Here is a 24,609-nt window from a genome sequence, read left to right as displayed (position 1 = left end):
CGCGCCGAGACCGCGGGCCCGGCACAGCAAGCCGAACCCGCGGCCGGTCAGCCGCGACGCGATCTTGCTGCTGCTGCCGCTCTCAGCAGTCCTTCTCGCGCAGTGAGTGCAGGTGCGCGCTCGACTTGCGGGCGAAGGCGAACGACTCGGCCGGATTGTCGTGTTCCGCCTGCCAGTGGTGGTCACGGCGCCCGCCGCGCGTCTTGGAGACCGCCGAGATGAAGCGCTTGTAGTCGATGTCTCCGTCCCCGACGTCCACCATCCGGTAGCCGTCGCGGGCGGATGCGTCGTGTTCGCCGTCCTTCACGTGGAAGAGCGGGTAGCGGTCGGGCTGCTTCAGTACGTAGTCGAGGGGGTCGAAGGGGGCCGGGGTGCCGTCGGCGCGCTTGCCGAAGCGGAACTGGGCGGCGTACGCCCAGTAGATGTCCATCTCCAGATAGACCAGATCGGGGTCGGTCTCGGCGAGGAGTACGTCGTAGAGGCGGACGCCGGGCTTGTCGGTCGCGAAGGAGAACTCCTCGGCGTGGTTGTGCTGGTAGAACTTCATGCCGCGCGCCTTGGCCGCCGCGCCGTACGTGTTGAAGTCCTGGGCGGCGCGCTTCCAGCCGTCGACGGTGGCGCCGTAACGCCACGGTCCTGATGCCGTGCCGATGTGCTTGAGGCCGAGGGCCTGCGCGTCGTCGAGGACCTTGGTGAGGTTCTGGGCAAAGGTGTACGCGGTGGGGTTGCCGTCGGAGTAGTAGCCGACGTGGCTGCCCATGCCGCGCAGGCCGTGGTCGCGGGTGAGGCGGCGGAGCTGGGCGAGGGTGATGGGGCCCGCGGAGCCCTGGGTGTAACCGGCGTACTCGACCTCGTCGTAGCCGAATCTCTCCAGCTCGGCGAAGACCTTGGCGAAGCCGAGGGTCGAGACCTTGTCGCGGAGGGAGTAGAGCTGGATGCCGAGGCGGCCGGGGGGAAGGACGGGACGGCCGCGGCCCGCGCTCCGGGCCGCCGCGGTGGGTGCCGTCGCCCCGAGGAGGGCTGCGGCGGTGGCGCCGGCGGCTACGCCGAGCATGCCGCGCCTGGAGAGCTTGTGGGTGAGTTCGGGGTCGTTCGTGGCGGTCTTGCGGCTCATGCGTGGAACTCCCTTTGTCAGTGCAGTCCGGCAAGCTGGAGGAGGAGGGCTTTCACATCGGTGGCCGCTACGCGGCCACTGACGGCGCGGGGGATGGAGCACAGGATGAGCGGACCTTCTTCGTCACGCTCGGGGAGGCGGCCGTGGCTGCCGCGAATAGGTGACGGGTCGAGGGGCACGACCGCCATGCGGTAGCGCATGCCGAGCTTCTTGCGGGCGAGGGCTTTGGCGGCCTTGACGCGTACGTACGGGTCGAGGGGGTCCATGAAGAGCTCGACGGGGTCGTAGCCGGGCTTGCGGTGGATCTCGACGAGCTGGGCGAAGTCGGGGGCTTTGGCGTCGTCCAGCCAGTAGTAGTACGTGAACCACGCGTCGGGTTCGGCGACGGCTACCAGTTCGCCGGAGCGGGGGTGGTCGAGGCCGTGGCTCTTCTTGCCCTCGTCGTCGAGGAGTTCGGCGATGCCGGGCAGGTCCGCCAGGGCCGCGCGGGCGGCTTCGAGATCCTCCGGGCGGCGTACGTAGACGTGGGCGAGCTGGTGGTCCGCGACGGCGAACGCCCGTGACGTCATGGGGTCGAGGTACTCCATGACGTCCTGGGTGTGGACCTCGACGAGTCCGGCGCGGCGCAGGGCACGGTTGATGTCGACGGGGCGCGCGACGCGGGTGATGCCGTACTCGGAGAGCGCGACAACGGTACGGCCCTCGGCCTTGGCGTCGTCGAGCAGCGGGGCGACGGCGGCGTCGAGCTCCGCCGCGGCGCGGTACGCGCGGGGGTCGTCGGGGCCGTAACGCTGGAGGTCGTAGTCGAGGTGCGGGAGGTAGCACAGGGCCAGATCGGGGTGGCGGGTGCGCAGGATGTGGCGGGTCGCGTCGATGATCCACCGGGAGGAGACGATGTCGGCGCCGGGGCCCCAGAAGTGGAAGAGGGGGAACGTACCGAATGTGTCGGTGAGTTCGTCGTGGAGGGACGGGGGCCGGGTGTAGCAGTCGGGTTCCTTGCGGCCGTCGGCGTAGTAGACGGGGCGTGGGGTGACGGTGAAGTCGGTGTCGGCGCCCATCGCGTACCACCAGCAGATGTTGGCGACGGTGTAGCCGGGGTGGGCGCGGCGGGCGGCGTCCCAGATCTTGTCGCCGGAGACGAGGCCGTTGTGCTGGCGCCAGAGGAGGACTTCGCCGAGGTCGCGGAAATACCAGCCGTTGCCGACGATGCCGTGTTCGGCGGGGGTGGTGCCGGTGAGGAAGGTCGACTGGGCGGCGCAGGTGACGGCGGGCAGGACGGTGCCGAGGGGGGCCTGGGAGCCGGACCGGGCGAGCCGCTTGAGGTTCGGCATGTGGGCGAGGAGCTGGGGGGTGAGGCCTACGACGTCGAGGACGAGGAGGGGGGTGGGGGCGTTGGTTCCTGTCTTTGGCGCGGTCACGGCAGCTCCTTGAGGCCGAGATCGACCAGGAGGTCGCGGGCGAGGGTGAGTTCGGCGGCGATCCCGTGGGCGAGCTGGGTCCGGTTGCGCGGGCGCGACTCGGGTGGCAGTGCCTGCCAGGTGTACGTCTCGACCTCCAGGTGGCGGGTGAGCGGCTCGGGGCCGCCGACGAGGCGGGTGAGGGCTTCCTGGAGCACCGGGAGGGTTGAGGTGAGCGGTGCGGCGGGCGGGGCGTGGAGGGGGACGTGGAAGTGCGCGCGCCAGGGGGCGCCGTCGGGGAGCACGGCCCCGGTGAGGGCCTCGTCGAGGTCGTCGGTGCCGCGCAGGCCGGCAGCGGTGCGGGTGCGGGTCTGGTGGAGGAAGCGGGGTTCGGCGAAGGCGGCGAAAGCTTGGCGCACCTCGGGGAGGTGGGGGTGTTCGGCGTGCAGGGCGGCGGAGAGCTGGGCTTTGGGGATGGTGACGCCGGCCGCGGTGAGCGCGTCGAGGGCGGTCGCCGGGTCCTCGAAGGAGGTGGCGAGGTGGCAGGTGTCGACGCAGACGCCGATGCGCGGGGAGGCCAGGTCGGAGAGGGGGCCGATGGCGTCGGCGGTGGTCTCGACAGTGCAGCCCGGCTCGGGTTCCAGACCGATGCGGACGGATTTGCCCGTCAGCTCCTCCAGTACGTCGAGGCGTTCGCCGAGGGTGGTCAGCGCCGCGTGGGCGGCCTGCGCGGCGGCCACACCGAAGGGGACGCGCCAGGCGAGCGGGAGGGTGGAGATCGTGCCCTCGGTGACGTCGTCGGGCAGCAGCGCGGCGAGGAGGTGGGCGAGGTCGGTGGTGTGCTCCAGCCGGGCGGGCTCGGTCCAGTCGGGCCGGTAGACGCGGTACTTGACCTCTTCGGCGCCGAACCCTTCGTACGGGAAGCCGTTGAGGGTGACGACTTCGAGGCCGCGCCGGTCCAGTTCGGCGCGCAGGCCGCGCAGGGCCGCCGGGTCGGTGATCAGGGCGCGCGCGGCGTCCTTCGCGAGCCACAGGCCGATGCCGAGGCGGTCCCGGCCGAGGCGTCTGCGTACGGGCTCGCAGTGGTCGCGGAGCTGGGCGAGTACACCGTCGAGGGTCTCGGCGGGGTGGACGTTGGTGCAGTACGCGAGATGGACGGTGGAACCGTCGGGGTGGCGGAAGCGCATGGTGGCTGTCCTCCCCTCATTCGCCGCCGCGGAGGATGGAGTTGCCCTCGTGGAGCGGCTCCGGGGCGTCGGGCACGTCGAGCCGGAGGCGGCCGCTGAGGCCGTAGAAGGCGACGGGGTTTCGCCACAGGACCTGGTCGACGTCATCCTCGGTGAAACCGGCGGCGAGGAGGGCGTCGCCTACTTTGCGGGTCTTGAGCGGGTCGCTCTTTCCCCAGTCCGCGGCGGAGTTGACCAGCACTTTCCCGGTTCCGTGGTCCTTGATGACGGCGACCATGCGGTCCTCGTCCATCTTGGTGTCGGGGTAGATGGAGAAGCCGAGCCAGCAGCCGCTGTCAGTGGCGGCCTTTACGGTTGTCTCGTTGAGGTGATCGAGGAGTACGCGGTCCGGGGGGAGGTTCGATTCACGGATGACGTCGATGGTGCGGTGGAGACCGGCGAGCTTGTCGCGGTGCGGGGTGTGGACGAGGGCGGGCAGTCCGTGGTCGGCGGCGAGCTGGAGCTGGGCGGCGAGGGCGGTGTCCTCGGCGGGGGTCATCGAGTCGTAGCCGATCTCGCCGACGGCGACGACGGAGTCCTTGACGAGGTAGCGGGGAAGCGCGTCGAGAACGGGGGTGCAGCGGGAGTCGTTCGCCTCTTTGGGGTTGAGGGCGAGCGTGCAGTGGTGGGCGATGCCGTACTGGGAGGCGCGGAAGGGCTCCCAGCCGAGGAGTGCGTCGAAATAGTCGAAAAAGCTGGCGGGCGAGGTGCGGGGCTGGCCCAGCCAGAAGGAGGGCTCGACGACGGCGCGCACTCCGGCGGCGTACATCGCCTCGTAGTCGTCCGTGGTGCGGGAGGTCATGTGGATGTGGGGGTCGAAGATGCGCATCAGGACTCCTCTGTGGGGTCGGCCGTGATCTCGACGCGGGCTGTCGTGTCCGGGCGGGCCGCCGGGTCCGGGAGGGCCGTGAGGACGAGGACGCGGTGGAGATCGTCCGGTACGGGGCGGCCTGCGGCCGTGCGCTCTGCGGCGTAGTCGCGGAGCATCCGGGCCAGTTCGCTGTCGGCCCGGGCGCGCCGGGACAGTCCGTCGATGGCGTCGGCCGGTACGCCGGTGAACAGGCACTTGAGGACGGCGTGGCGCCAGGCGTGCTGGTCGAGGTGCTGGGTCGCGTACGGGCCGACGGCGGCGGCGACGAGGCGTGTGTCGTTGGTGCGCAGGGCGTCTTCGACGAGCGGGAGCGCGGAACCGGCGGGCGTGGTGACGGCGCTCAGGTGCGGCAGTGCGAGCAGCACCGCACGGCGTTCGGCGGCGGTGCCGTGGGAATAGAGGCGGGTGGTGGTGTCGAGATCGGCTCGTACGGCGTGCAGGAGGAGGACGCGGGCGGCGTCGGCGAGGTCCTGGGCGTCCGGGGCGGCTGGGGTGCATGGGGCGGCTGCGGTGGCTGGGGTGGATGGGGTGGATGGGTCTTCCTGGGCGGTGCGTCGGGCCGGGTGGCAGTGGCGGCCGGCTTCGGCGAAGCGGATCTCCCAGGTGGGCAGGGGCCACTGGGCACGGTTACGGTCCACCGGCTCGGGCACCTCGGCTCCCGCTTTCGCCCTGGCTTCAGCGGCTTCCGCTTCGGCTTCTGCTTCTGCTTCGGCCAGGGCCTCGTGCAGCCAGGCACGGTCCGCGCCGGAGAGCTGCTCTTCGAGTGCGGCTTGAAGAGCGGAGGGCGGTGCGCCGTTGGTCAGCTCGGTCAGCATGGTGCGCCTCCTGCCGGGAGAAGGGTGTCCGGATTCCTGGGCAGTGCCTTGCGCAGGAAGTCGAGGGACCGTTCGGCCAGATCGGGGCCTGCGTGCGAGTGGCGGGGAAGTTCGACGACCGTCAGCCCCCGGTAGCCGGTGGCCGCGAGTGCGTCCAGGACGGGTGGGAAGTCGATCTCACCGTCGCCGAACGGCAGATGTTCGTGTACGCCGCGACGCATGTCCTCGATCTGGACGTGCCGCAGCCAGGGTGCGGCCTCGCGCACGCAGTCGGCGGGCGAGGACTGTTCCAGGCACTGGCAGTGACCGATGTCGAGGGTGAGACCGAGGGAGGACGGGTCGCCGAGGGTGCGGCGCAGGTGGTGGAAGTCGGCGAGGGTGGAGAGGAGGTGGCCGGGTTCCGGCTCGACGGCGAGCGGAACGCCGGCGGTTGCCGCGGCGTCGATGACGGGAGCGAGTGACTCCGTCAGCCGCTGCCAGGCGGTGCCGGGCGAAGTGGCGTCCGGGGTGATGCCGCTGAAGCAGTGCACGGCGTGGGCACCCAGCTCTGCGGCGACGCGTACCGCCGTGACGAGCAGTTCGGCTCGGATGGCGCGGCCTGCCGGGTCCGGGTCGAGCAGGGACGGGCCGTGCTTGCGGCGCGGATCGAGGACGTACCGTGCGCCGGTCTCGATGGTCACGTCCAGGCCGAGTTGCGACAGCCTGCGACCCACTTGACGGGTGCGGGCGGCGAGATCGGGAGCTCGGGGGTCGAGGTGCATGTGGTCGAGGGTCAGGCCGACGCCGTCGTAGCCGAGGTCGGCGAGGAGGGCGAGGGCGTCGTCCAGACGGAGGTCGGTGAGGCCGTTGGTGCCGTAACCGAAGCGGATGGGCGCAGGGGCGGGGGTGCCGGTCATGTGGGGCTCACCTTTCGCGACAGCTTCCGGGCGATGGGTACGAGCCCCATGAGCGCCGCCCCGGCCCCGGCCGCACCGCTGCGGGCGGCGAGCGCGGCCTGCAGCGGGATCATCGCCCTGATCCCGCCGCCCACGGCGCGCTGGGTGAGCGGCGGGGAGGGGTTGAGTGCGGCGTGGAGGAGGGGCTTGGCCGCGGTGCGGAAGTAGGCGATGGCCGCGAGGGTGGCGGGGGCCGTGAGGCGCGTGACGACGCGGATCGCTCTCTGGGAGGCGAGCGCGGGTGCGGGGGTATACGCGGGCGCGCCGACGGCGGCAGGGAGCGGCCGGTCGGCGTGGTGGCGGGGAGGGTCGGCGTAGCGCTGGCTGGTTGCCGGCGCGAGTGGCCGGCGACGGTGCCCCGCCGAGGCGTTGCTTCCGTTCGTGAGTGAACCGGCGCCGACGTCGCGTTGGTGCGCGGAGGCGGTCCATGGCGGCAGGCCTGCCCAGCCCCTTCCCGGCTGTGTCGACTCGCCGCTCCGGCACGTGGGGAGCCGCGGCCCTGGGTCCTCGTGGCATGCGCGGGCGGCCCATACGGCCAGGACGGCGGTCGCTGCCAGGGCGGCGAGTGGTGCGGCCGTCGAGCCGCCCTGCGTTTCGCGGCGCGAGACCGCTGTGACGGCGTAGGTGTGCGCGCCGAGCACGGCCGCGGCGGCCAGTGCGGCGCTGTGCCGTTTCGCGGCTCCGCCGAATGCGGGGCTCCGCCCCGAGCCCCGGTCCTCAAGCGCCGGACGGGCTGGATGTGCCAGGAGTGACCTCTCGGCCCCGCGCGATCGAGAGCCGACCTCAGCCCCGTCAAGCCCGGCCGGCGATGGAGGCTTTCGGGAAGGGGCGGCGTGGTGGGGAAAGAGATGCTCTGCCCGCGCTCCCGTCGCCGTCGCCCCCAGAAGCAGGTCCAGGGCTCGGGCCGTGGCCATCGCCGCGGGCGCCGCCGCGGTGTGCTTCAAGTGCAGGTCGTACGCCCAGATCGTGGCGGCCAGACCAGTGGCCACCCCCAGCGCCCGGCGGCCCGCCCCCGCCGCAAGCGCCAGGCCTGCCGCCGTCAGCGCGCCCGATGCCGCCAGAGCCGCACCCGGAGTGATGCGGCCCGACGGGATCGGTCGGTGCGGGCGGTCCACCGCGTCCTCGGCGCGGTCCGACCAGTCGTTCAGGGCCATGCCCGCCTCGTACAGGCACAGGGAGGCTCCGACGGCCAGCGCCGTCCCCCGGTTCGGGCGTACGCCGATGGACGCCGCGCCCGCCACCGCGTCACCCGGTACCGTGAACAGGGCGGAGACCCGCAGGAGTTCCGCCCACGCGGCAAGGCGGCGAGCACCCGCCGTCATCGGGCCTCCCGCAGGCGGGCCCCGAAGGCCAGCAGCGCCTCGTACTGTTCCGCCAGCGCCGCCGGACCGCCGTCCGGGTCCTTGAAGTAGAAGCCCAGCTCCGGCAGCGGTCCCGAGATGCCCACCTCGTGGGCGCGGGCCAGCAGCCGGGCCAGATCGAGGACCAGCGGCGCGGCGAGTGCCGAGTCGCAGCCCTGCCACGTCGTCTGGAGTGTCATCCGTGAACCGAGGAAACCCTCGAAGGCGATGTGGTCCCAGGCCGTCTTCCAGTCGCCGAGCGCCGGTACGTCGTCGATGTGGACGTCGCCCTGCGGCAGCGTGCCCAGCGTGTCGGCCAGGACGCGGTTCTTGCCTGCGTTCTTGGCCGCCGCGGCGGCCGGGTCGGCCAGCGCTGCCCCGTCCCCGCCGCCGAGCAGATTCGTGCCCGACCATGCCCGTACGGACAGGGCGCGCTGCACGAACATCGGGGCGAGTACGGAACGGAGCAGCGTCTGGCCCGTCTTGCCGTCGCGTCCCGCGTGGGGAAGGCCGCCGGCCGCGAGAGCGTCCTGGAGGGCGGGCGCGCGCAGCCCGGTGGAGGGGGTGAAGTTGACGTACGGGCTGCCGGCCCGAAGTGCCGCCGCCGCGTAGAGCGAGCTGGGCGGGAGGGACGACTGGGAGTCGGTGGGGGCGGGTTCCGTCGAGGCGACGTTGACGACCACGACACGGTCGAGGCGTCGCCGGTGCGCGAAGTCCAGCAGGTGCGTGGCGAACGCGCCGATGAGTTCCTCCTCACCTCGCGTGTCGCCGGGCAGCGGGCCGCCGGTCCTGATCTCCCGGTCCGCCGCCGCCAGTTCGCTGCGTACGGCCGAGGACAGGCCGTGCGGCAGGACGCCGCCGGCTTCCAGCTCCTCGGCCCGTTTGGGCAGGGGGCAGCTCACCGTGTCGTGTCCGCCGAAGACGAGCGAGGAGAGCGGCGCCAGGCCGCTCCCCGCGAACGGCGGTGTCTCGGTGACCATGCCGTCCGCCGCGTGCAGTCCCGCGGTGAGCGCCGCGCAGCCCGCGACGGCGGTCGTGGCGACCGAACCGCGTGCTCCGACGAACCACACTCCGGTCCGTGCCGTGTGCGCCGTAGTGCCTTCGGATGGGGTGGTGGTCACGGGCTGCCTCCCTGCCGGAGCTGATGAATGGATAAGGAGATGGGGAGGTCCAGAAGACGGCGGGCGGGGGCTCGGCGTGCTCCCGCCCGCCGCCGGTCCTGGCGGTACCGCCGGTCGGTCAGGAGCCCGCGGGCAGCTCCTTGACCTTGATGTCGCGGAAGGAGACCTGGTCGTCGGCGCCGTGGTTCTGGATGCCGATGTGGCCCCGGGCCAGGCTGCGCGCCGGGTCGGTGTTCGTGAAGTCGTTGATCTTCACGCCGTTGAGGAAGACGCGGAGCCGTTCTCCCTCGACCCGTATCTCGTACGCGTTCCACTCGCCGGGCGGGTTGAGCGCGGCGTCCCGCGCGGCGGTGTTCGCCGCCTTGAAGCCGTACACGGACCCGGTGGTGCGGTCGGGGGCGTCCGTCGCGTCGATCTGGATCTCGTACCCCTTGTTGACGGCCGACCACGGGTCGTCGGAGGCCGGGAAGCCCACGAAGATCCCGGAGTTGTCGTCACCGGCCATCTTCCAGTCGAGCTTCAGGGAGTACGACGTGAGCTCCTTCGCCTGGTACCAGAGCAGGCCCATGCCGCCGACGGAGTTCAGCGTGCGGTCGTCCTTGATCTCGAAGGAGCCGGGACCCGCCTGCTTCCACCCTTCGAGGGTCTCGCCGTTGAAGATCGATCGGTACCCCTTGGAGGGTTTGCAGTCGGCCTTGGCGATCCCGGTGGCGTAGAGCATTCCGCCCAGCAGGTGCTTGCGGAAGGCCGGTTCGGCGTACGACTCCGTGGTGTGGCCACCGCCGGTGTAGAAGGACCGCCCGCCCTCGTACGGCTGGCACCAGGCGATCGGGTGGTCGCCCTTCATGGTGCCGCCGGTGTAGCTGGTCTCGTCGAGGGTGGCCAGGACGCGGGCCTGCTCACGCGGGTTGGTGCGGTAGTTGTACCACTCGTCGGTGCGCTGCCAGCGGCTGTCCAGGTGCGCGGTGGCGGGGTGGTCGTGGTCCTCGACGCGCACGGTCGCCTTCTGGATCCGCGGGTGCGAGTGGAAGTACGCGCCGACGAGTCCGCCGTAGAACTTCCAGTCGTACTCGGTGTCGGCCGCGGCGTGGATGCCCAGGTAGCCGCCGCCGTCGGCGACGTACTGCTCGAAAACCGTCTGCTGGTTGGCGTTCAGGACGTCACCGGTCGTGGAGAGGAAGGCGACCGCGTCGTAGCGCGCGAGGTTCTCGGGTGTGAACTGCTTCGCTTCCTCGGTGGCGTCCACGGCGAGGCCGCGCTGGGCGCCGAGTTCCTTGAGGGCGGTGATGCCCGCTGCGATGGAGTCGTGGCGGAAGCCGGCGGTCTTGGAGAAGACCAGGACCCGCTTCTTGGGCACGGCGTCGCCCTTCGCCGTGGAGAAGGTGAAGTCGTCGATGTCGTAGAGGGCGCTGGCGCCGCCCTTGAAGACGAGGTAGAGGGTGGTGGTCCCGGCCGGGGGCCGCTTGATGGTGGTGGTGACGTCCTGGAAGACGTCCCAGCCGCCGGTGATGGGGACGATGGTGGAGCCGATGAGCTTGCCGTCGGGCGATCCGGTACGTACTTCCAGCGTGCCGCCCGCTCCGCCCGACGAGACGCGGGCGGTGAGGGAGGTGGCGTCGCCGACCCGGTAGGGCTTGAAGGCGATCCAGTCACCGTTGTGGATGTCACCGACGGTCTTGCCGCCGTGCGCGGCCGGCTTGCTCTGCGGTGCTGTGCCGCTCTGGCTGGAGTGGTGCTCGGCCTGGCGGTGCTTGGGCTGTGTGACGGCGTGGTCGTGGGTGGTCAGCGGAGCCTGGCCGCCGGCGCCCTTGTCGGTGTACTCGGCGTCGAAGGCCCCGAAAATGTTGGCGTTCGGGTCGTGTTCGCCGTCCGCGGTGGTCTTGATGGTGCCGCTGCAGCCGAACGCTTCGGTGATCTTGTGGCCGTGGCTGTCGTGGCCGAGGAAGTGGGACACCTTGACCTTCGAGCAGTCGACGGTGCTGTCCTCCGCGTCGGTGACCTTCACCTTGAACGGCACCTCGTCACCGAAGGTGAAGAGCTGGCCGTCACCGGGCAGTTCGAGTGTCACCTTGGGCGCGGTGTTGCCGACGACGATCCGCACGCTCGCCGAACCGGTCCGCCCGGTGGCGTCCTTGGCGGTGACGGTCGCGGTGTACGTTCCGTTCTTCCTGTACCTGTAGGTGGGGTTGGCTGCCGTCGACGTACCACCGTCGCCGAAGGTCCAGGAGTACTTCAGGGCGTCGCCGTCGGAGTCGGTCGTCCCGGCGGAGGAGAACTTCACGCGCAGGGGCGCCTGGCCGGACGTCTTGTCGGCGGCGGCTTCCGCGACGGGTGAGTGGCCGCTGGTGGCGTTCTCGATGCGGTAGAGACCGGAGTGCTCGTTGCCGCCGAACCAGGCGGTGCCGTAGTCGACGACGTACAGCGCGCCGTCGGGGCCGAAGGCCGAGTCCATGACCTGGGTGCCGGTCCACGGCACGGGGTTGATGGACTGTACGGCGCCGTTCGCGTCCTGCTCGATGCGCTTGATCCAGCGCCGGCCGAACTCGCCGGCGAAGAAGTCTCCGTCGTACGCCTCGGGGAACTTCACCGGGGAGTCGAGGTTCGCGTCGTACCGGTAGACGGGGCCGCCCATCGGTGACTCCGAGCCGGTGCCGAACTCGGGGAGCGATCCGCCGTCGTACGGGATCCAGGCCTCCTCGGAGGGTGGCAGGTCGGTCAGGCCGGTGTTGTGCGGCGAGGTGTTCTTCGGGGCGGCGCAGTCGAATGTGGCGCCGGATTCCTTCGTCGCGAAGTCGTAGTCGACGTAGGCGTCGTTCTTGCCGGTGCAGAAGGGCCAGCCGAAGTTGCCGGGCTTGGTGACGCGGGCGAACTCGACCTGTCCGGCGGGGCCGCGCTTGGGGTCGGCGGCGCCTGCGTCGGGGCCGTAGTCGCCGACGTACAGCACGCCGGTGGTCTTGTCGACGCTGAAGCGGAAGGGGTTGCGGAAGCCCATGGCGTAGATCTCGGGGCGCGTCTTCGCGGTGCCGGGGGCGAAGAGGTTGCCCTCGGGAACCGCGTACGAGCCGTCTTCGTTCACCTTGATACGGAGGATCTTCCCGCGCAGATCGTTCGTGTTGCCGGAGGTGCGGCGTGCGTCGTACGCCGGGTTGCGGTTCGGGCGTTCGTCGATGGGGGTGAAGCCGTCGGAGGCAAAGGGGTTGGAGTCGTCGCCGGTCGACAGGTAGAGGTTGCCCTGCGCGTCGAAGTCGATGTCGCCGCCGACGTGGCAGCAGATGCCACGGGTGGCGGGTACGTCGAGGATCTTCTTCTCGCTGGCGTTGTCGAGCGTGCCGTCGGCCTTGAGTACGAAGCGTGAGAGCCGGTTGACGCCGTCGTACTTCGCGAAGTCGGCGGCGGATCCCGCGTTGGGGGCGTCGCCTGCCGGGGTGTCCATCGGGGGCGCGTAGTAGAGGTAGATCCGGCGGTTCTCGCTGAACTCCGGGTCGATGCCGATGCCCTGGAGGCCCTCTTCGTCGTGCGAGTAGACCGGGATGGTGCCGACGACGCGGGTGTTGCCGGCGGCGTCGGTCATGCGGAGCTCGCCGTCGCGCGAGGTGTGCAGGACGCTGCGGTCGGGGAGCACGGCGAGCGACATGGGCTCGCCCGTCTCGGGCTCGCCCTTGGCGAGGGTGACCTGCTGGAAATCCTCGGCGGCGGCGGATTCGGTGGCGGAGGGGGCGGCGGCGGTGGAGAGGGCGGGGGTGAGTACGAGTGAGGTGGCGGCCAGGAGGCTGCCGGTGAGGAGTGCGAGGGTCTTTCGGGCCGATCCGGCTCTGAGCCGTTTCCTGTGCACGAGTGTCCTCCGGAAGTGGGCCGGGCGGTGCTCGTCCTGCACCGGTGCCGGGCGGGGAAGCTCTGTGATTACGGGAACCGGAACCGGGATGCGCCGTCATGCCGGGAACCGGACTCATGTCCTGTACACCTCAGGGACGGTAGCCGCGTTCGTCCGGAACGGAAAGACCTTGCGCGGCGGGTAAGTTGAACTTTCTCCCGCCGCAGGACAAAGCGGCTTCGGGCAGCGGGAACCGCCCCGGCGTCGGTGCGTTACACCGGGCTGCCCTGCGGGGCTTTCCCACCCCCGGCTCGCCATCCAGCCCGTCCGGCGCTTGAGGACCAGGGGCTGGGGCAGCGCCCCAGGGGTCTAGCCCGCGCTCCCGAACGCCGCGTCGAAAGACGCCGTCGGGGGGTCGAAGTCGTAGCGCTTCAGCGTGGCAAGGGCTTGGGGCGCGCCCGTCAGGCGGTTCATTCCCGCGTCCTCCCACTCCACCGACACCGGCCCCTCGTACCCGATCGACCGCAGCATCCGGAATACGTCTTCCCACGGAACGTCCCCGTGTCCGGCCGACACGAAGTCCCATCCGCGCCGCGGATCCCCCCACGGCAGGTGCGAGCCGAGCCGGCCGTTGCGTCCGTCGAGGCGCTTGCGGGCCTCCTTGCAGTCGACGTGGTAGATCCGGTCGCGGAAGTCGTACAGGAAGCCGACCGGGTCCAGGTCCTGCCACACGAAGTGGCTCGGGTCGAAGTTCAGCCCGAAGGCCGGCCGGTGCCCCACCGCCTCCAGCGCCCGCTGAGTCGTCCAGTAGTCGTACGCGATCTCACTCGGGTGTACTTCGTGCGCGAAACGCACGCCCTCCGCGTCGAAGACGTCCAGGACCGGGTTCCAGCGCTCGGCGAAGTCCTCGTAACCCCGCTCGATCATGTGCGGAGGCACGGGCGGAAACATCGCCACCAGGTGCCAGATCGAAGACCCGGTGAAGCCGATGACCGTACGGACACCGAAGGCCGCCGCCGCCCTGGCCGTGTCCGCCATCTCGGCCGCGGCCCGCTGCCGTACGCCCTCGGGCTCGCCGTCGCCCCAGATCCGCGCCGGCAGGATCGCCTGGTGACGCTCGTCGATCGGCGTGTCGCAGACGGCCTGGCCGACCAGGTGGTTGGAGATCGCCCAGCACTTCAGGCCGTACTTGTCGAGCAGCCGGTGACGCCCGTCCAGATAGCCGGGGTCGTTCAGCGCCTTGTCGACCTCGAAGTGGTCGCCCCAGCAGGCGAGTTCCAGGCCGTCGTAGCCGAAGTCGCGGGCCAGCAGGCAGACCTCCTCCAGCGGCAGGTCGGCCCACTGGCCGGTGAAGAGTGTGAATGGTCGTGGCATGCGTGACGGCCCTCCTACAGTGCCTGCGATGCGGGGAGTACGGGGGGTACGGGGAGTACGGGGGTGTAGACCGCGTTCTTCTCGGCGCTCTCCTCCACCGCCGCCAGCACCCGCTGCACCTGCAGCCCGTCCGCGAAGGACGGCGACGGGTCGGTGCCGGTCGCGATGGCGTGCAGCAGGTCGCGTGCCTGGTGGACAAAGGTGTGCTCGTACCCCAGGGCGTGGCCGGGCGGCCACCACGCCTCCAGGTACGGATGCTCCGGCTCCGTCACCAGGATGCGCCGGAAGCCGGAAGAGGCTGCGGGCTCGGTGTGGTCGTGGAAGGACAGTTCGTTCAGCCGCTCCAGGTCGAAGGCCAGCGAGCCGCGCTCACCGTTGAGTTCGATACGGAGCGCGTTCTTGCGGCCCGCCGCCATCCGCGTCGCCTCGAAGGAGGCCAGTGCCCCCGAAGCCAGCCGCCCGGTGAAGAGCGCCGAGTCGTCGACGGTGACCGGACCGCGTCCGGCGGCGCCGCCCCCGCCCGCGGAAAGTCCGGCCGGCGCACCGGCCGGCAGCGGCCTCGACCGTACGAACGTCTCCGTCAGGGCCGAGACTCCCACCAGCGGCTCCCCCGCCAGGTACTGCGCGAGGTCCACGATGTGCGCGCCCAGGTCGCCGAGCGCGCCCGAGCCCGCGTGTTCCCGCCGCAGCCGCCAGGTCAGCGGGAAGTCCGGGTCGACGAGCCAGTCCTGGAGATAGGTGACCCGTACGTGCCTGAGCGCCCCGAGCCTGCCCTCCGCGATCAGCCGGCGGGCGTACGTCATGGCGGGCACCCGGCGGTAGTTGAAGCCGACCATCGCCACCTGGCCCCGCGCGCGGGCACGCTCGGCGGCGGCCGTCATGGCCTCCGCCTCGGCGACCGAGTTGGCCAGCGGCTTCTCGCACAGCACGTGCTTGCCCGCGTCGAGCGCGGCGACCGCTATCTCCGCGTGGCTGTCCCCCGGCGTGCAGATGTCGACGATGTGCACGTCGTCGCGGGCGATGAGGTCGCGCCAGTCGGTCTCCGCCGCCGCCCAGCCGTGCTGGTCCGCCGCGGCGCGTACGGCCTTGCCGTCACGTCCGCAGACGGCTGCGAGAACCGGCCGCGCCGGCAGGTCGAAGACGCGGCCCGCGGTGCGCCAGCCCTGCGAGTGGGCGGCTCCCATGAACGCGTATCCGACCATGCCGACACCGAGCACCGGTGGCGACGCACCCGCCGCAGCACCGGCCGGCGTTTCTCCGGTGGCGGCCGCTGTCTCCGTCTCTTGCCTGGGGGCCATACGGATTCCTCCTCGTCGAACTGGTCACTCGCACGGTGGGGGCGGGCGGGCGGCCCGGTCAGCTGAAGCCCGTCGGCAGGTACTCATCGACGTTGTCCTTCGTGACGACGGCCGAGTAGAGGGTGATCGAGGCCGGGATCTCCAGTTCCGCCATGCCGCCGACGCCCTTGCCCTGGCCGAGCGCGCGGGCCAGGTCGATGGCGGAGGCGGCCATGGTCGGCGGGTAGAGGACGGTGGCCTTCAGCACGCTGTTGTCGGCCTTGATGGCGTCCATCGCGGCCTTGGCACCCGCCCCGCCGACCATCAGGAAGTCGTCGCGACCGGCCTGCTGGATGGCGCGCAGGGCGCCCACGCCCTGGTCGTCGTCGTGGTTCCACAGTGCGTCGAACTGCTTCTGCGCCTGGAGCAGTTGTGCCATCTTGGCCTGGCCCGACTCGACGGTGAAGTCGGCGGCCTGGCGGGCGACGCGCTTGACGTTGGGGTAGTTCTTGAGGGCGTCGGCGAAGCCCTGGCTGCGCTGTTTGGTGAGCTCCAGGTTGTCGAGTCCCGCGAGCTCCACCACCTTGGCGTTCGGCTTGCCCTTGAGCTGCTCGCCGATGTAGTTGCCCGCGTTGAGGCCCATGCCGTAGTTGTCGCCGCCGATCCAGCAGCGGTAGGCCTGCGGCGAGGCGAAGATGCGGTCCAGGTTGATGACGGGGATGCCGGCCTTCATCGCCTGGAGGCCGACCTGGGTGAGGGCCTTGCCGTCGGCCGGCAGGATCACCAGTACGTCGACCTTCTTGTTGATCAGCGTCTGGACCTGGCCGATCTGCGCGGCGGTGTCGTTGGACCCCTCGGTGATCTCCAGGGTGACCTCGGAGTACTTCTCGGCGCGCGACTTGGCGTTCTCGTTGATGGCGTTGAGCCAGCCGTGGTCGGCCTGCGGGCCCGCGAAACCGATGGTGACCTTCTTGCCCGGCTTGTCATCGGGGGCGGCCGGCTGGTTGTCGGCGGCCGTCCCCTTCGTCTTGGGCTCATTGCTGGTGCAGGCGGTGAGCAGGGCGCCGGCGGACACGGCCGCGGTGCCGAAGAGCAGTCCTCTGCGACTGGTTTCTGGCATGACGGTTCCAACCCTTCAGGTCAGGCCTTACGGGAGAAAAAAGGGGGGTGGGAAGAGGGGGGGAGGGAAAAGGGGAGCGAAGAAGCGGTGCGACGTCAGGTCTCGCCGTCGCGCGCTGTGCGGCGCTGGACCAGTACGGCGGCGACGATGATCGCGCCCTTGGCGATCTGCTGTACGTCGCTCTGCAGGTTGTTGAGCGCGAAGATGTTGGTGATCGTGGTGAAGACCAGGACACCGAGTACGGAACCGACGATCGTGCCCCGGCCGCCGCTGAGCAGCGTCCCGCCGATGATGGCCGCGGCGATGGCGTCGAGCTCGTACAGATTCCCGTTGGTGTTCTGCCCCGAGCCGGACAGGACGACGAGGAGGAAGGCCGCGATTCCGCAGCACAGTCCGGACAGCAGGTAGAGGTAGAGGCGCTGTCGGCGTACGTCGATGCCGGCCAGCCTGGCCGCTTCCGCGTTGCCGCCGACGGCGACCGTACGCCGCCCGAAGGTGGTGCGGTTGAGCAGCAGCCAGCCGACGACGGTGACCACGGCGAAGACGAGGACGAGCGGCGGTATGCCCAGGACGTACGAGTCCGGGATGCCGAGGTCGAGTACGGACTCGACGGTGACGATCTGCGTCTTGCCGTCGGTGATCTGGAGGGCGAGTCCGCGGGCCGACGCCAGCATGGCGAGCGTCGCGATGAACGGCACCATCCCGCCGTACGCGATGAGCAGCCCGTTGACGAGACCGCAGGCGAGGCCGACGACCACCGCCGTGAAGAGGATGCCCGCGAAGCCGTACTCCTGGGTCGCGAGCGTCGTCGCCCACACCGAGGCGAGCGCCACGATCGCGCCGACCGAGAGGTCGATGCCGCCGCTGGTGATGACGAAGGTCATGCCGACGGTGACGACACCGATCACGGACGCCTGGGTGAGGACGAGCTGGAGGTTGCTGCTGTCCAGGAACTGTTCGGGCTTGGTGAAGCCACCGACCGCGACGAGGACGGCGAGTACGCCGAGCAGCGACAGGTTACGTACGTCCAGGCGCAGCCCGAGCGCGCGCCAGGCCCCCTGACCGGCCGGCGTCCTGGTAGTGGTGACGACCGGTCCGTCCTGCTGCTTGCGCGTGGGCGAGACAGGCTGCGTCATGGTGTCGGGCTCCCTTCCATCACGAGGTCGAGTACGCGGTGCTCGTCGAGCTCGCGGGCGGGCGCCGTGTGGACGACGCGCCCCTCCCTGAGCACCAGCACCCGGTCGGCGAGGCCCAGGACTTCCGGGACTTCGCTGGATACGAGGAGAACGGCGAGGCCCTCGTCGGCCAGCCTGCGGATCACGGCGTACAGCTCGGCGCGCGCCCCGACGTCGACGCCGCGCGTCGGCTCGTCGAGCAGCAGGACGCGGCAGCCGCGCAGCAGCCAGCGGGCGAGTACGGCCTTCTGCTGGTTGCCGCCGGACAGGGTGCGGATGCGGGCGTCGGGGTTGTCGGGGCGCAGCGACAGTTCGCGGGTGGCGGCCTGAGCGGCCTCGCGTTCGGCCGTACGGTCGAGCCAGCCGCCGCGCGAGAAGCGGGACAGGGTGGACACGGACACGTTGCGGGTGACGGATTCGAGCATCAGCAGGCCCTGGGCCTTGCGCTCTTCGGGGGCGAGCCCGATGCCGGCGCGGACGGCGGCGCGGACGCTGCCGGGGCGCAGGGGGCGCCCGTCGACGAGTACGCGCCCGGCGGTGGGTTTGCGCGCCCCGTAGATCGTCTCCAGGACTTCGGAGCGCCCGGAGCCGACGAGTCCGGCGAGGCCGACGATCTCGCCGGGGCGGATGTCGAGGTCGAGAGCCGCGAACTCCCCTTCCCTGGTGAGGCCTTCGACCCGTAGGACGGGTTCGGCGGTCTGTGGGTCACCCGCGGGCCGGCCGGGGAAGACGTACTCGACATCGCGGCCGGTCATCAGCGCGACGACGTCACGCGTCGGGGTGCTCTTGGCGGGCAGTCCGACCGCGACCGCGCGTCCGTCCTTGAGTACGGTCACGCGGTCGCCGATGCGCCGGATCTCTTCGAGCCGGTGGGAGATGTAGACGACGGCGACGCCGTCCGCGGTGAGTCCCGCGACGATCCGGAAGAGGTTGTCGACCTCGTCCGGGTCGAGGGCGGCGGACGGCTCGTCCATCACGATGAGGCGTACGTCGTGGGAGAGCGCCCGCGCCATGGAGACGATTTGCTGCTGGGCGGCGGAGAGCGAGCCGACCAGGCTGCCGGAGTCGATCTCGGAGTGACCTAGCCGCTTGAGGAGGGCGGTCGCACAGGTGCGGGCCTGCTTGCCGCGTACCACAAAGCCGGCGGTGGTCGGCTCGTGGCCGAGGAAGATGTTCTCGGCGACCGACAGGCCCTCCACCAGGTCGAGTTCCTGGTAGATGGTGGCGATGCCGAGTCGCATGGCGGCGATGGGCGACTTGAGGGTGACCGCGCCGCCCTGCCAGGTGATCTCGCCGCCGTCGGGCTGGTGCACGCCGGCGAGGACCTTGATGAGGGTGGACTTGCCGGCGCCGTTCTGGCCGAGCAGGCAGTGGACCTCGCCCGCCTGGACCTCCAGGTCCACGCCGTCGAGGGCGCGGACGCCGGGGAAGGACTTGGTGATGCCTGACATCGTGAGAAGGGGCAGGGGTGGGGCTGCTTGCGGTGGGGTTGCTTGCGGTGGTGCCATGACGGTTCCCCTCGGCTGGTGCGGCGGCCGGTGAGCGAGCAGGGCAGGGCAGAGCAGGACAAAGCTGGGCAGGGCAAGGCCTAGCCAGGTGTTGTGGTGCTTACGGAGTCGTGCGGGCGCCGGCCCGTCGGTCAGGCAGGCGCGAACAGGTGGTCGCTGGTGAGCCTGGCCGCGCCGATCACGCCGGCGGCGGGCCCCAGCTCGCCCAGGACGATGGGCAGGTTGCCGGTCGCCAGCGGCAGCGACTGGCGGTAGACCTGGGTACGGACGCTGGCGAGCAAGGTGTGGCCGAGACCGGTCACCCCGCCGCCGATCACCACGAGTCCGGGGTTGAAGAAGCTGACGAGTCCGGCGATGACCTGGCCGACGCGGTTGCCGCCCTCGCGGATGAGGTCGAGCGAGGTGGCGTCGCCGGCGGCGGCAGCCGCGGCGACATCGGCAGCCGTGAGCCGTCCCGCCGCTTCCAGCCGCGCGGCCAGTTCCGGTGAGCGGCCGGAGCGGGCCGCGTCCTCGGCGTCGCGGGCGAGCGCGGCGCCGCTGAAGTGGGCTTCCAGGCAGCCCTTGTTGCCGCAGGCGCAGGCGCGGCCGTCCGGTTCGACCTGGATGTGGCCGATGTCGCCGGCGCTGCCGGTCGTACCCCGGTAGACTTCGCCGCCGACGACGATGCCGCAGCCGATGCCGGTGCCGATCTTGACGCAGAGGAAGTCGCCCACCGAGCGTGCGACGCCGGCGTGCTGCTCCCCCATCGCCATCAGGTTCACGTCGTTGTCGACCATGACGGGGCAAGCCAGTTCCTGGCTGAGTGCCTCGCGTACGGGAAAACCGTCCCAGCCCGGCATGATCGGCGGCGCGACCGGCACACCCTCCGGGAAGCGGACCGGGCCCGGCACACCTATGCCGGCCCCGTCGAAGCCCTCGGCGAGGCCGGACGCCTTCAGCTTGGCGGCGAGGGCGAGGGCCTGCTCGAAGACCGCGACCGGGCCCTCCCGTACGTCCATGGGGTGGTTGAGGTGACCGAGTACCTCCAACTCCGCGTTGGTGACGGCCACGTCGATCGAGGTGGCGCCGATGTCGATGCCCAGGAAACGCAGGCCTGGTGCGAGCCGGATGTTGTGCGAGCGGCGGCCGCCGCGCGAGGCGGCGAGGCCGTCGGCGACGATCAGACCGGTGTCGAGGAGCCGGTCGACCTCGACGGCGAGTTTGGAACGGGAGAGATCGATCTGGTCGCCCAGCTGGGCACGGGAGTTGGGTCCGCCGTCACGCAGCAGGCGGAGCAGTCGCGCCTGATGCGCGTTCGCGGGTCGAGCCGTCATCCGTCTCACGTGCCCCTCCCTGCCTCATCGGCCGTTCACTGCCGGGCTTTGGAGGGGAACGTAGCAGCGGCTGCCGGAAGTGGGAAGAAGTTGCGCAGCAATCCACTACAACTTTCTCCACACCGAGGACAAAGCCGGAGCCCGTCCTCAACTGACCAGCCTTTAGCCTCCGTTGGGGCCGTACGGGATCACTCTTGCGCCACGCGCTCGTGGTACGTCGTCCGGGCCCCGGCGCGGCAGCACCGGGGCCCGGACTCACGACGGGGGACGAATCGACAGGGGACGAATCAGGGGCAGCGGATGACCTGGCCCGCGTACGAGAGATTGCCGCCGAAACCGAAGAGCAGCACGGGCGCGCCGGACTCGATCTCGCCGCGCTCGACCAGCTTGGACAGCGCCATCGGGATGCTGGCCGCCGAGGTGTTGCCCGAGTCGACGACATCGCGGGCGATCACCGCGTTCACCGCGCCGATCTTCTGTGCGACGGGCTCGATGATCCGCAGGTTCGCCTGGTGCAGGACGACCGCCGCCAGCTCCTCGGGCGTCACGCCGGCCCGCTCGCACACCTTGCGCGCGATGGGCGGGAGCTGGGTGGTGGCCCAGCGGTAGACGGACTGGCCCTCCTGGGCGAAGCGCGGGGGCGTCCCCTCGATGCGTACGGCGTGACCCATCTCCGGCACCGAGCCCCAGAGCACCGGGCCGATCCCCGGCTCCGCGTCCTGCGGGCACGCCTCGACGACCGCGGCGCCCGCGCCGTCGCCGACGAGGACGCAGGTGGTGCGGTCGGTCCAGTCGGCGATCTCGGCCATCTTGTCGGCGCCGATGACCAGCGCGCGGGTGGCGGAGCCGGCCCGTACGGCATGGTCGGCCGTCGCGAGGGCGTGCGTGAAGCCCGAGCAGACGACGTTGAGGTCCATCACCGCGGGTGAACCCATGCCGAGGCGGGCGGCGACGCGGGCGGCCATGTTCGGGGAGCGGTTGATCGCGGTGGAGGTGGCGACCAGGACGAGGTCGATGTCGGCAGGGGTGAGACCCGCGGCGGCGAGGGCCTTGGCTCCGGCGTGCGCGGCCAGCTCGTCCACGGGCTCGTCGGGGCCCGCGACATGGCGGGTCCTGATGCCGACCCGGCTGGTGATCCACTCGTCACTGGTGTCGACCATGGCCGTCAGATCGTCGTTCGTGAGCACCTTGGCAGGCTGATAGTGCCCGAGCGCGACGACTCGTGAGCCGGTCATTGGCGGTTCCACCCCTCTTTGCGGACAGTCGGAACGGTCCAGTCTTCTTTGTGACTCACCAGTACGACGGCACGTCAACCGACAGGATTCGCCCCCGACTCTTTGGAGCTTCCTGCCGATGGCGGGCCCTGACCTCACCGGTACAGGACAATGAGACGGGCCGGTTCGGCTGCCAGCACGTACAACAGCGCTGATCATGAAGATCACGAAGAAGTGGGACTGATCACCATGGGACGGGTCACCGAGCGCCGCCGCGTCATCCGCGTCAGGGACGGGGCGGTGAGCACCCGGCCGGACACGCTGGTGGCCGAGGAGCCACTGGAGATCCGCCTGAACGGCAAGCCGCTCGCGATCACGATGCGCACGCCGGGCGACGACTTCGCGCTGGCGGCGGGGTTCCTGGTGAGCGAGGGGGTGCTGGCCACCGCCGAGGACGTGCAGTCGATCGTGTACTGCGCGGGGGCCAGGGAGGACGGCTCGAACACGTACAACGTGGTGGACGTGAAGCTGGCGCCCGGCGTCCCGGTCCCCGACATCACCCTGGAACGCAACGTCTATACGACGTCGTCGTGCGGCCTGTGCGGCAAGGCGAGTCTCGACGCCGTACGCACCACCGCCCGCTTTCCGATCGCCGACACTCCCCCGGTCCGTCTGACGCCCGAGCTGCTCGCCGGCCTCCCCGAGCGGCTGCGGGCCGCGCAGCAAGTGTTCGACAGGACCGGGGGGCTGCACGCCGCCGCGCTCTTCTCGGAGACGGGCGAGCTGCTCGACGTACGGGAGGACGTGGGCCGGCACAACGCGGTCGACAAGCTGGTGGGCCGGGCGCTGCAAGACGGCCGTCTGCCGCTGGCCCGCGCGGTGCTGCTGGTCTCCGGGCGGGCGTCCTTCGAGCTGGCGCAGAAGGCGGTGATGGCCGGGATCCCGGTCCTCGCGGCGGTCTCGGCCCCTTCCTCGCTGGCTGTGGACCTGGCGGCCGAGACGGGTCTGACGCTGGTCGGTTTCCTGCGCGGGCCGAACATGAACGTGTACGCGGGCGACGAGCGCATCGCCCTGCGCTCCGGGGTCTGAGGCGCCCCGCGACACCGGGGCGCCCCCGCGCCGGCCGGGCCGCCGCGTGGTGGCGCGGTCAGCGCCGCCCGCGCCGGGCCCGCTGCCGGGCCTCCGCCGGGGGCGGGATGAACTGGAGCGCGAGGGTGGCCGGTGGTGGCGCCATGCCGGGGCCGCCGGCCGCGACCCAGGCCAGGAGGTCGTCCGTACAGTCGTCGTCCAGCGCCCAGCCGACCCAGGCGGCGCGCCCGCCTCTGTGGCGGCCCTCGGTGGACGGCTGGACAACGACGACGTTGGCCTGGCCGCACGGGCCGAGGCAGTCGCTGGTACGCACGACGAGCCGCCCACCGGAGGCGGCGGCCGCGCCGTGCAGGCGGCGTAGCTGGCCTTCGTGGTCCGTACCGGGGTTCTTGCGGGCATCGCCGCAGCAGCAGCCCCGGCACACGGTGAGGGCGCAGGGACGGGGCCCGAAGGGACGTATCGCGGAAGTCACTCGACGATCTTGCCAGGCGCGGCGGCGGAGCCGTGCCCCTTTCCCCGCCCGCCCTTCCTGAGATTGCCGCTCGTGGCAGCCTTTCAGCCCGTCCGGCGCTTGAGGGCCGGGGTCCGGGGCGGAGCCACAGTCGGGGAAGGGGCGGGTAGGGGATCAGTCCCGCAGAGCCTTTCCGCATCGCGCGAACGCCGTTTGGCGATCACCGCGCACACCATCAGCTGCATCTGGTGGAACAGCATCAGCGGCAGTACCGCCAGGCCCGCCCCGGCCCCGAACAGCACACTCGCCATGGGAAGCCCCGCCGCCAGCGACTTCTTCGACCCGGCGAACTGGATCGCGATCCGGTCCGCCCGGCCGAAGCCGAGCCGTTTCGCCCCGTACCAGCTCACCGTCAGCATCACGGCGAGCAGCACCGCCTCCACCGCCACCAGCGCCCCGAGCCGGCCGGGGCTCACCCGGTGCCAGATGCCCTCGGTCACGCCGTGGCTGAACGCGGTGTAGACGACGAGCAGGATCGAACCGCGGTCCACGTAGCCCAGCGCCTTCTTGTACCGCACCAGGAAACCGCCGACCCACCGGCGCAGGAGCTGGCCCGCCGCGAACGGAACCAATAGCTGGAGGGCGATCCTCGGCACCGAGTCCGCGGTGAAGCCGCCCGCGCCGCCGCCGATCAGCAGCGCCGCGAGCAGCGGGGTGAGGACGATGCCGACGAGGCTGGAGAAGGAGCCCGCGCAGATCGCCGCCGGGACGTTGCCGCGTGCGATCGAGGTGAAGGCGATCGAGGACTGGATGGTCGAGGGGACCAGGCACAGGAAGAGGAGGCCGCCGTACAGCTCAGGCGTGAGGACGTACGGTACGAGGCCCCGCGCCGCGAGACCGAGCAGTGGGAAGAGCGCGAACGTACAGGTGAGGACCGTGAGGTGCAGCCGCCAGTGGCGCAGTCCGTCGAGCGCCTCGCGGGTGGAGAGCCGGGCGCCGTACAGGAAGAACAGCAGCGCGACCGCTCCGGTCGAGACCCCGCCGACGGCTTCGGCGGCCGTGCCGGACGCCGGCAGCAGGGTCGCGAGGACGACCGTCCCGAGGAGCAGCAGGATGTACGGATCGACCGGCAGCCAGGACGGGAACCGAAACTGCGACGTGCGGCGGCGGCTCATCTGCTCCACTTGCTCGCTCTCGGTCGGTACGGGGCCTGTTCATGGTCACACCTGTTGCCGACGGACCGGGAATCCGCAGCCATCGCCGGGTATCCGGCACGGCCGGGAGCGGGAAGCGGGAAGCGAACAGCAGGAAGCGGGCGTACAGATTTCGTGGAGATTTCCACACCATACTTACTCCGCGGTCAGGAGAGCGCCCGAGCCTCCCGATGTGACCCTATTTCCTCTGTTGACCAGTGCATATGCGCAGGAATTCGGATTCGGCGCCCCCTCCCACATACCG

At 71.0% G+C, this 24,609-nt stretch carries 19 protein-coding genes; 1 reads left to right on the top strand and 18 read right to left on the bottom strand.

Annotation, left to right across the window (positions count from 1 at the left end; all coding sequences use genetic code 11):
* Nucleotides 1-82: 82 nt before the first annotated feature.
* From G412_RS0116510 to G412_RS0116435, 16 genes are all read right to left on the bottom strand, one after another.
* Complete coding sequence (locus G412_RS0116510) at nt 83-1,114, bottom strand: sugar phosphate isomerase/epimerase family protein (protein WP_028813053.1); 1,032 nt, start codon at nt 1,112-1,114, stop codon at nt 83-85.
* A gap of 17 nt (nt 1,115-1,131) precedes the next feature.
* Nucleotides 1,132-2,532 (bottom strand): alkaline phosphatase family protein, encoded by a 1,401-nt coding sequence (locus G412_RS0116505; protein WP_028813052.1) that lies wholly within the window; start codon nt 2,530-2,532, stop codon nt 1,132-1,134.
* On the bottom strand, nt 2,529-3,698 hold the full coding sequence (eboE, locus tag G412_RS0116500) for a metabolite traffic protein EboE (protein WP_028813051.1): 1,170 nt from the start codon (nt 3,696-3,698) through the stop codon (nt 2,529-2,531). Before eboE ends, G412_RS0116505 begins: the two co-directional genes overlap by 4 nt.
* Nucleotides 3,699-3,714: 16 nt before the next feature.
* Complete coding sequence (locus G412_RS0116495) at nt 3,715-4,566, bottom strand: TatD family hydrolase (protein WP_028813050.1); 852 nt, start codon at nt 4,564-4,566, stop codon at nt 3,715-3,717.
* Nucleotides 4,566-5,423 carry an EboA domain-containing protein gene (locus tag G412_RS34750; protein WP_051338395.1) on the bottom strand — a complete coding sequence of 286 codons (858 nt, stop codon included), beginning with the start codon at nt 5,421-5,423 and terminating at the stop codon, nt 4,566-4,568. The genes G412_RS0116495 and G412_RS34750 overlap by 1 nt, the downstream gene beginning before the upstream one ends.
* A complete protein-coding gene (locus tag G412_RS0116485) occupies nt 5,417-6,319 on the bottom strand; it encodes a sugar phosphate isomerase/epimerase family protein (RefSeq protein WP_028813049.1) in 903 nt (300 codons plus the stop codon). Before G412_RS0116485 ends, G412_RS34750 begins: the two co-directional genes overlap by 7 nt.
* Entirely contained in the window at nt 6,316-7,680 is a 1,365-nt protein-coding gene (locus G412_RS0116480) for an SCO3242 family prenyltransferase (protein WP_028813048.1), read from the bottom strand. The genes G412_RS0116485 and G412_RS0116480 overlap by 4 nt, the downstream gene beginning before the upstream one ends.
* A complete protein-coding gene (locus G412_RS0116475; RefSeq protein WP_037648929.1) occupies nt 7,677-8,819 on the bottom strand; it encodes an inositol-3-phosphate synthase in 1,143 nt (380 codons plus the stop codon). Before G412_RS0116475 ends, G412_RS0116480 begins: the two co-directional genes overlap by 4 nt.
* Nucleotides 8,820-8,937: 118 nt before the next feature.
* Nucleotides 8,938-12,651: a ThuA domain-containing protein gene (locus tag G412_RS0116470; RefSeq protein ID WP_028813046.1), complete on the bottom strand. Its 3,714-nt coding sequence runs from the start codon at nt 12,649-12,651 to the stop codon at nt 8,938-8,940.
* Nucleotides 12,652-12,999: 348 nt separating this feature from the next.
* The gene (locus G412_RS0116465; RefSeq protein ID WP_028813045.1) at nt 13,000-14,004 is read right to left on the bottom strand and encodes a sugar phosphate isomerase/epimerase family protein; all 1,005 of its coding nucleotides are present in this window, start codon (nt 14,002-14,004) and stop codon (nt 13,000-13,002) included.
* A 14-nt stretch (nt 14,005-14,018) separates the two neighbouring features.
* Complete coding sequence (locus tag G412_RS34745) at nt 14,019-15,302, bottom strand: Gfo/Idh/MocA family protein (protein WP_051338394.1); 1,284 nt, start codon at nt 15,300-15,302, stop codon at nt 14,019-14,021.
* A 58-nt stretch (nt 15,303-15,360) separates the two neighbouring features.
* On the bottom strand, nt 15,361-16,401 hold the full coding sequence (locus tag G412_RS0116455) for a substrate-binding domain-containing protein (protein ID WP_028813044.1): 1,041 nt from the start codon (nt 16,399-16,401) through the stop codon (nt 15,361-15,363).
* 95 nt (nt 16,402-16,496) lie between these two features.
* Nucleotides 16,497-17,537 carry an ABC transporter permease gene (locus tag G412_RS0116450; protein WP_028813043.1) on the bottom strand — a complete coding sequence of 347 codons (1,041 nt, stop codon included), beginning with the start codon at nt 17,535-17,537 and terminating at the stop codon, nt 16,497-16,499.
* Nucleotides 17,534-19,084 (bottom strand): sugar ABC transporter ATP-binding protein, encoded by a 1,551-nt coding sequence (locus G412_RS0116445; protein WP_078607036.1) that lies wholly within the window; start codon nt 19,082-19,084, stop codon nt 17,534-17,536. Before G412_RS0116445 ends, G412_RS0116450 begins: the two co-directional genes overlap by 4 nt.
* 131 nt (nt 19,085-19,215) lie before the next feature.
* Nucleotides 19,216-20,397 (bottom strand): ROK family transcriptional regulator, encoded by a 1,182-nt coding sequence (locus tag G412_RS0116440; protein ID WP_028813041.1) that lies wholly within the window; start codon nt 20,395-20,397, stop codon nt 19,216-19,218.
* Between the two features lie 287 nt (nt 20,398-20,684).
* A complete protein-coding gene (locus tag G412_RS0116435; protein ID WP_028813040.1) occupies nt 20,685-21,632 on the bottom strand; it encodes a beta-ketoacyl-ACP synthase III in 948 nt (315 codons plus the stop codon).
* A 228-nt stretch (nt 21,633-21,860) separates the two neighbouring features.
* Here G412_RS0116435 and fdhD point away from each other — a divergent pair, with 228 nt between their 5' ends.
* Nucleotides 21,861-22,700, top strand: coding sequence for a formate dehydrogenase accessory sulfurtransferase FdhD (fdhD, locus tag G412_RS0116430; RefSeq protein ID WP_028813039.1), 840 nt, complete (start codon nt 21,861-21,863; stop codon nt 22,698-22,700).
* A 58-nt stretch (nt 22,701-22,758) separates the two neighbouring features.
* Here fdhD and G412_RS0116425 read toward each other — a convergent pair whose 3' ends face one another.
* Entirely contained in the window at nt 22,759-23,172 is a 414-nt protein-coding gene (locus G412_RS0116425; RefSeq protein ID WP_028813038.1) for a hypothetical protein, read from the bottom strand.
* An 83-nt stretch (nt 23,173-23,255) separates the two neighbouring features.
* Nucleotides 23,256-24,326: a bile acid:sodium symporter family protein gene (locus G412_RS34740; RefSeq protein ID WP_051338410.1), complete on the bottom strand. Its 1,071-nt coding sequence runs from the start codon at nt 24,324-24,326 to the stop codon at nt 23,256-23,258.
* Between the last annotated feature and the right edge of the window lie 283 nt (nt 24,327-24,609).

Source organism: Streptomyces flavidovirens DSM 40150 (genome assembly GCF_000429085.1).
Classification (GTDB): Bacteria; Actinomycetota; Actinomycetes; order Streptomycetales; family Streptomycetaceae; genus Streptomyces; species Streptomyces flavidovirens.
Note: the sequence above shows the minus strand (reverse complement) of the source record. Positions and strands in the feature narration are given on the sequence as shown.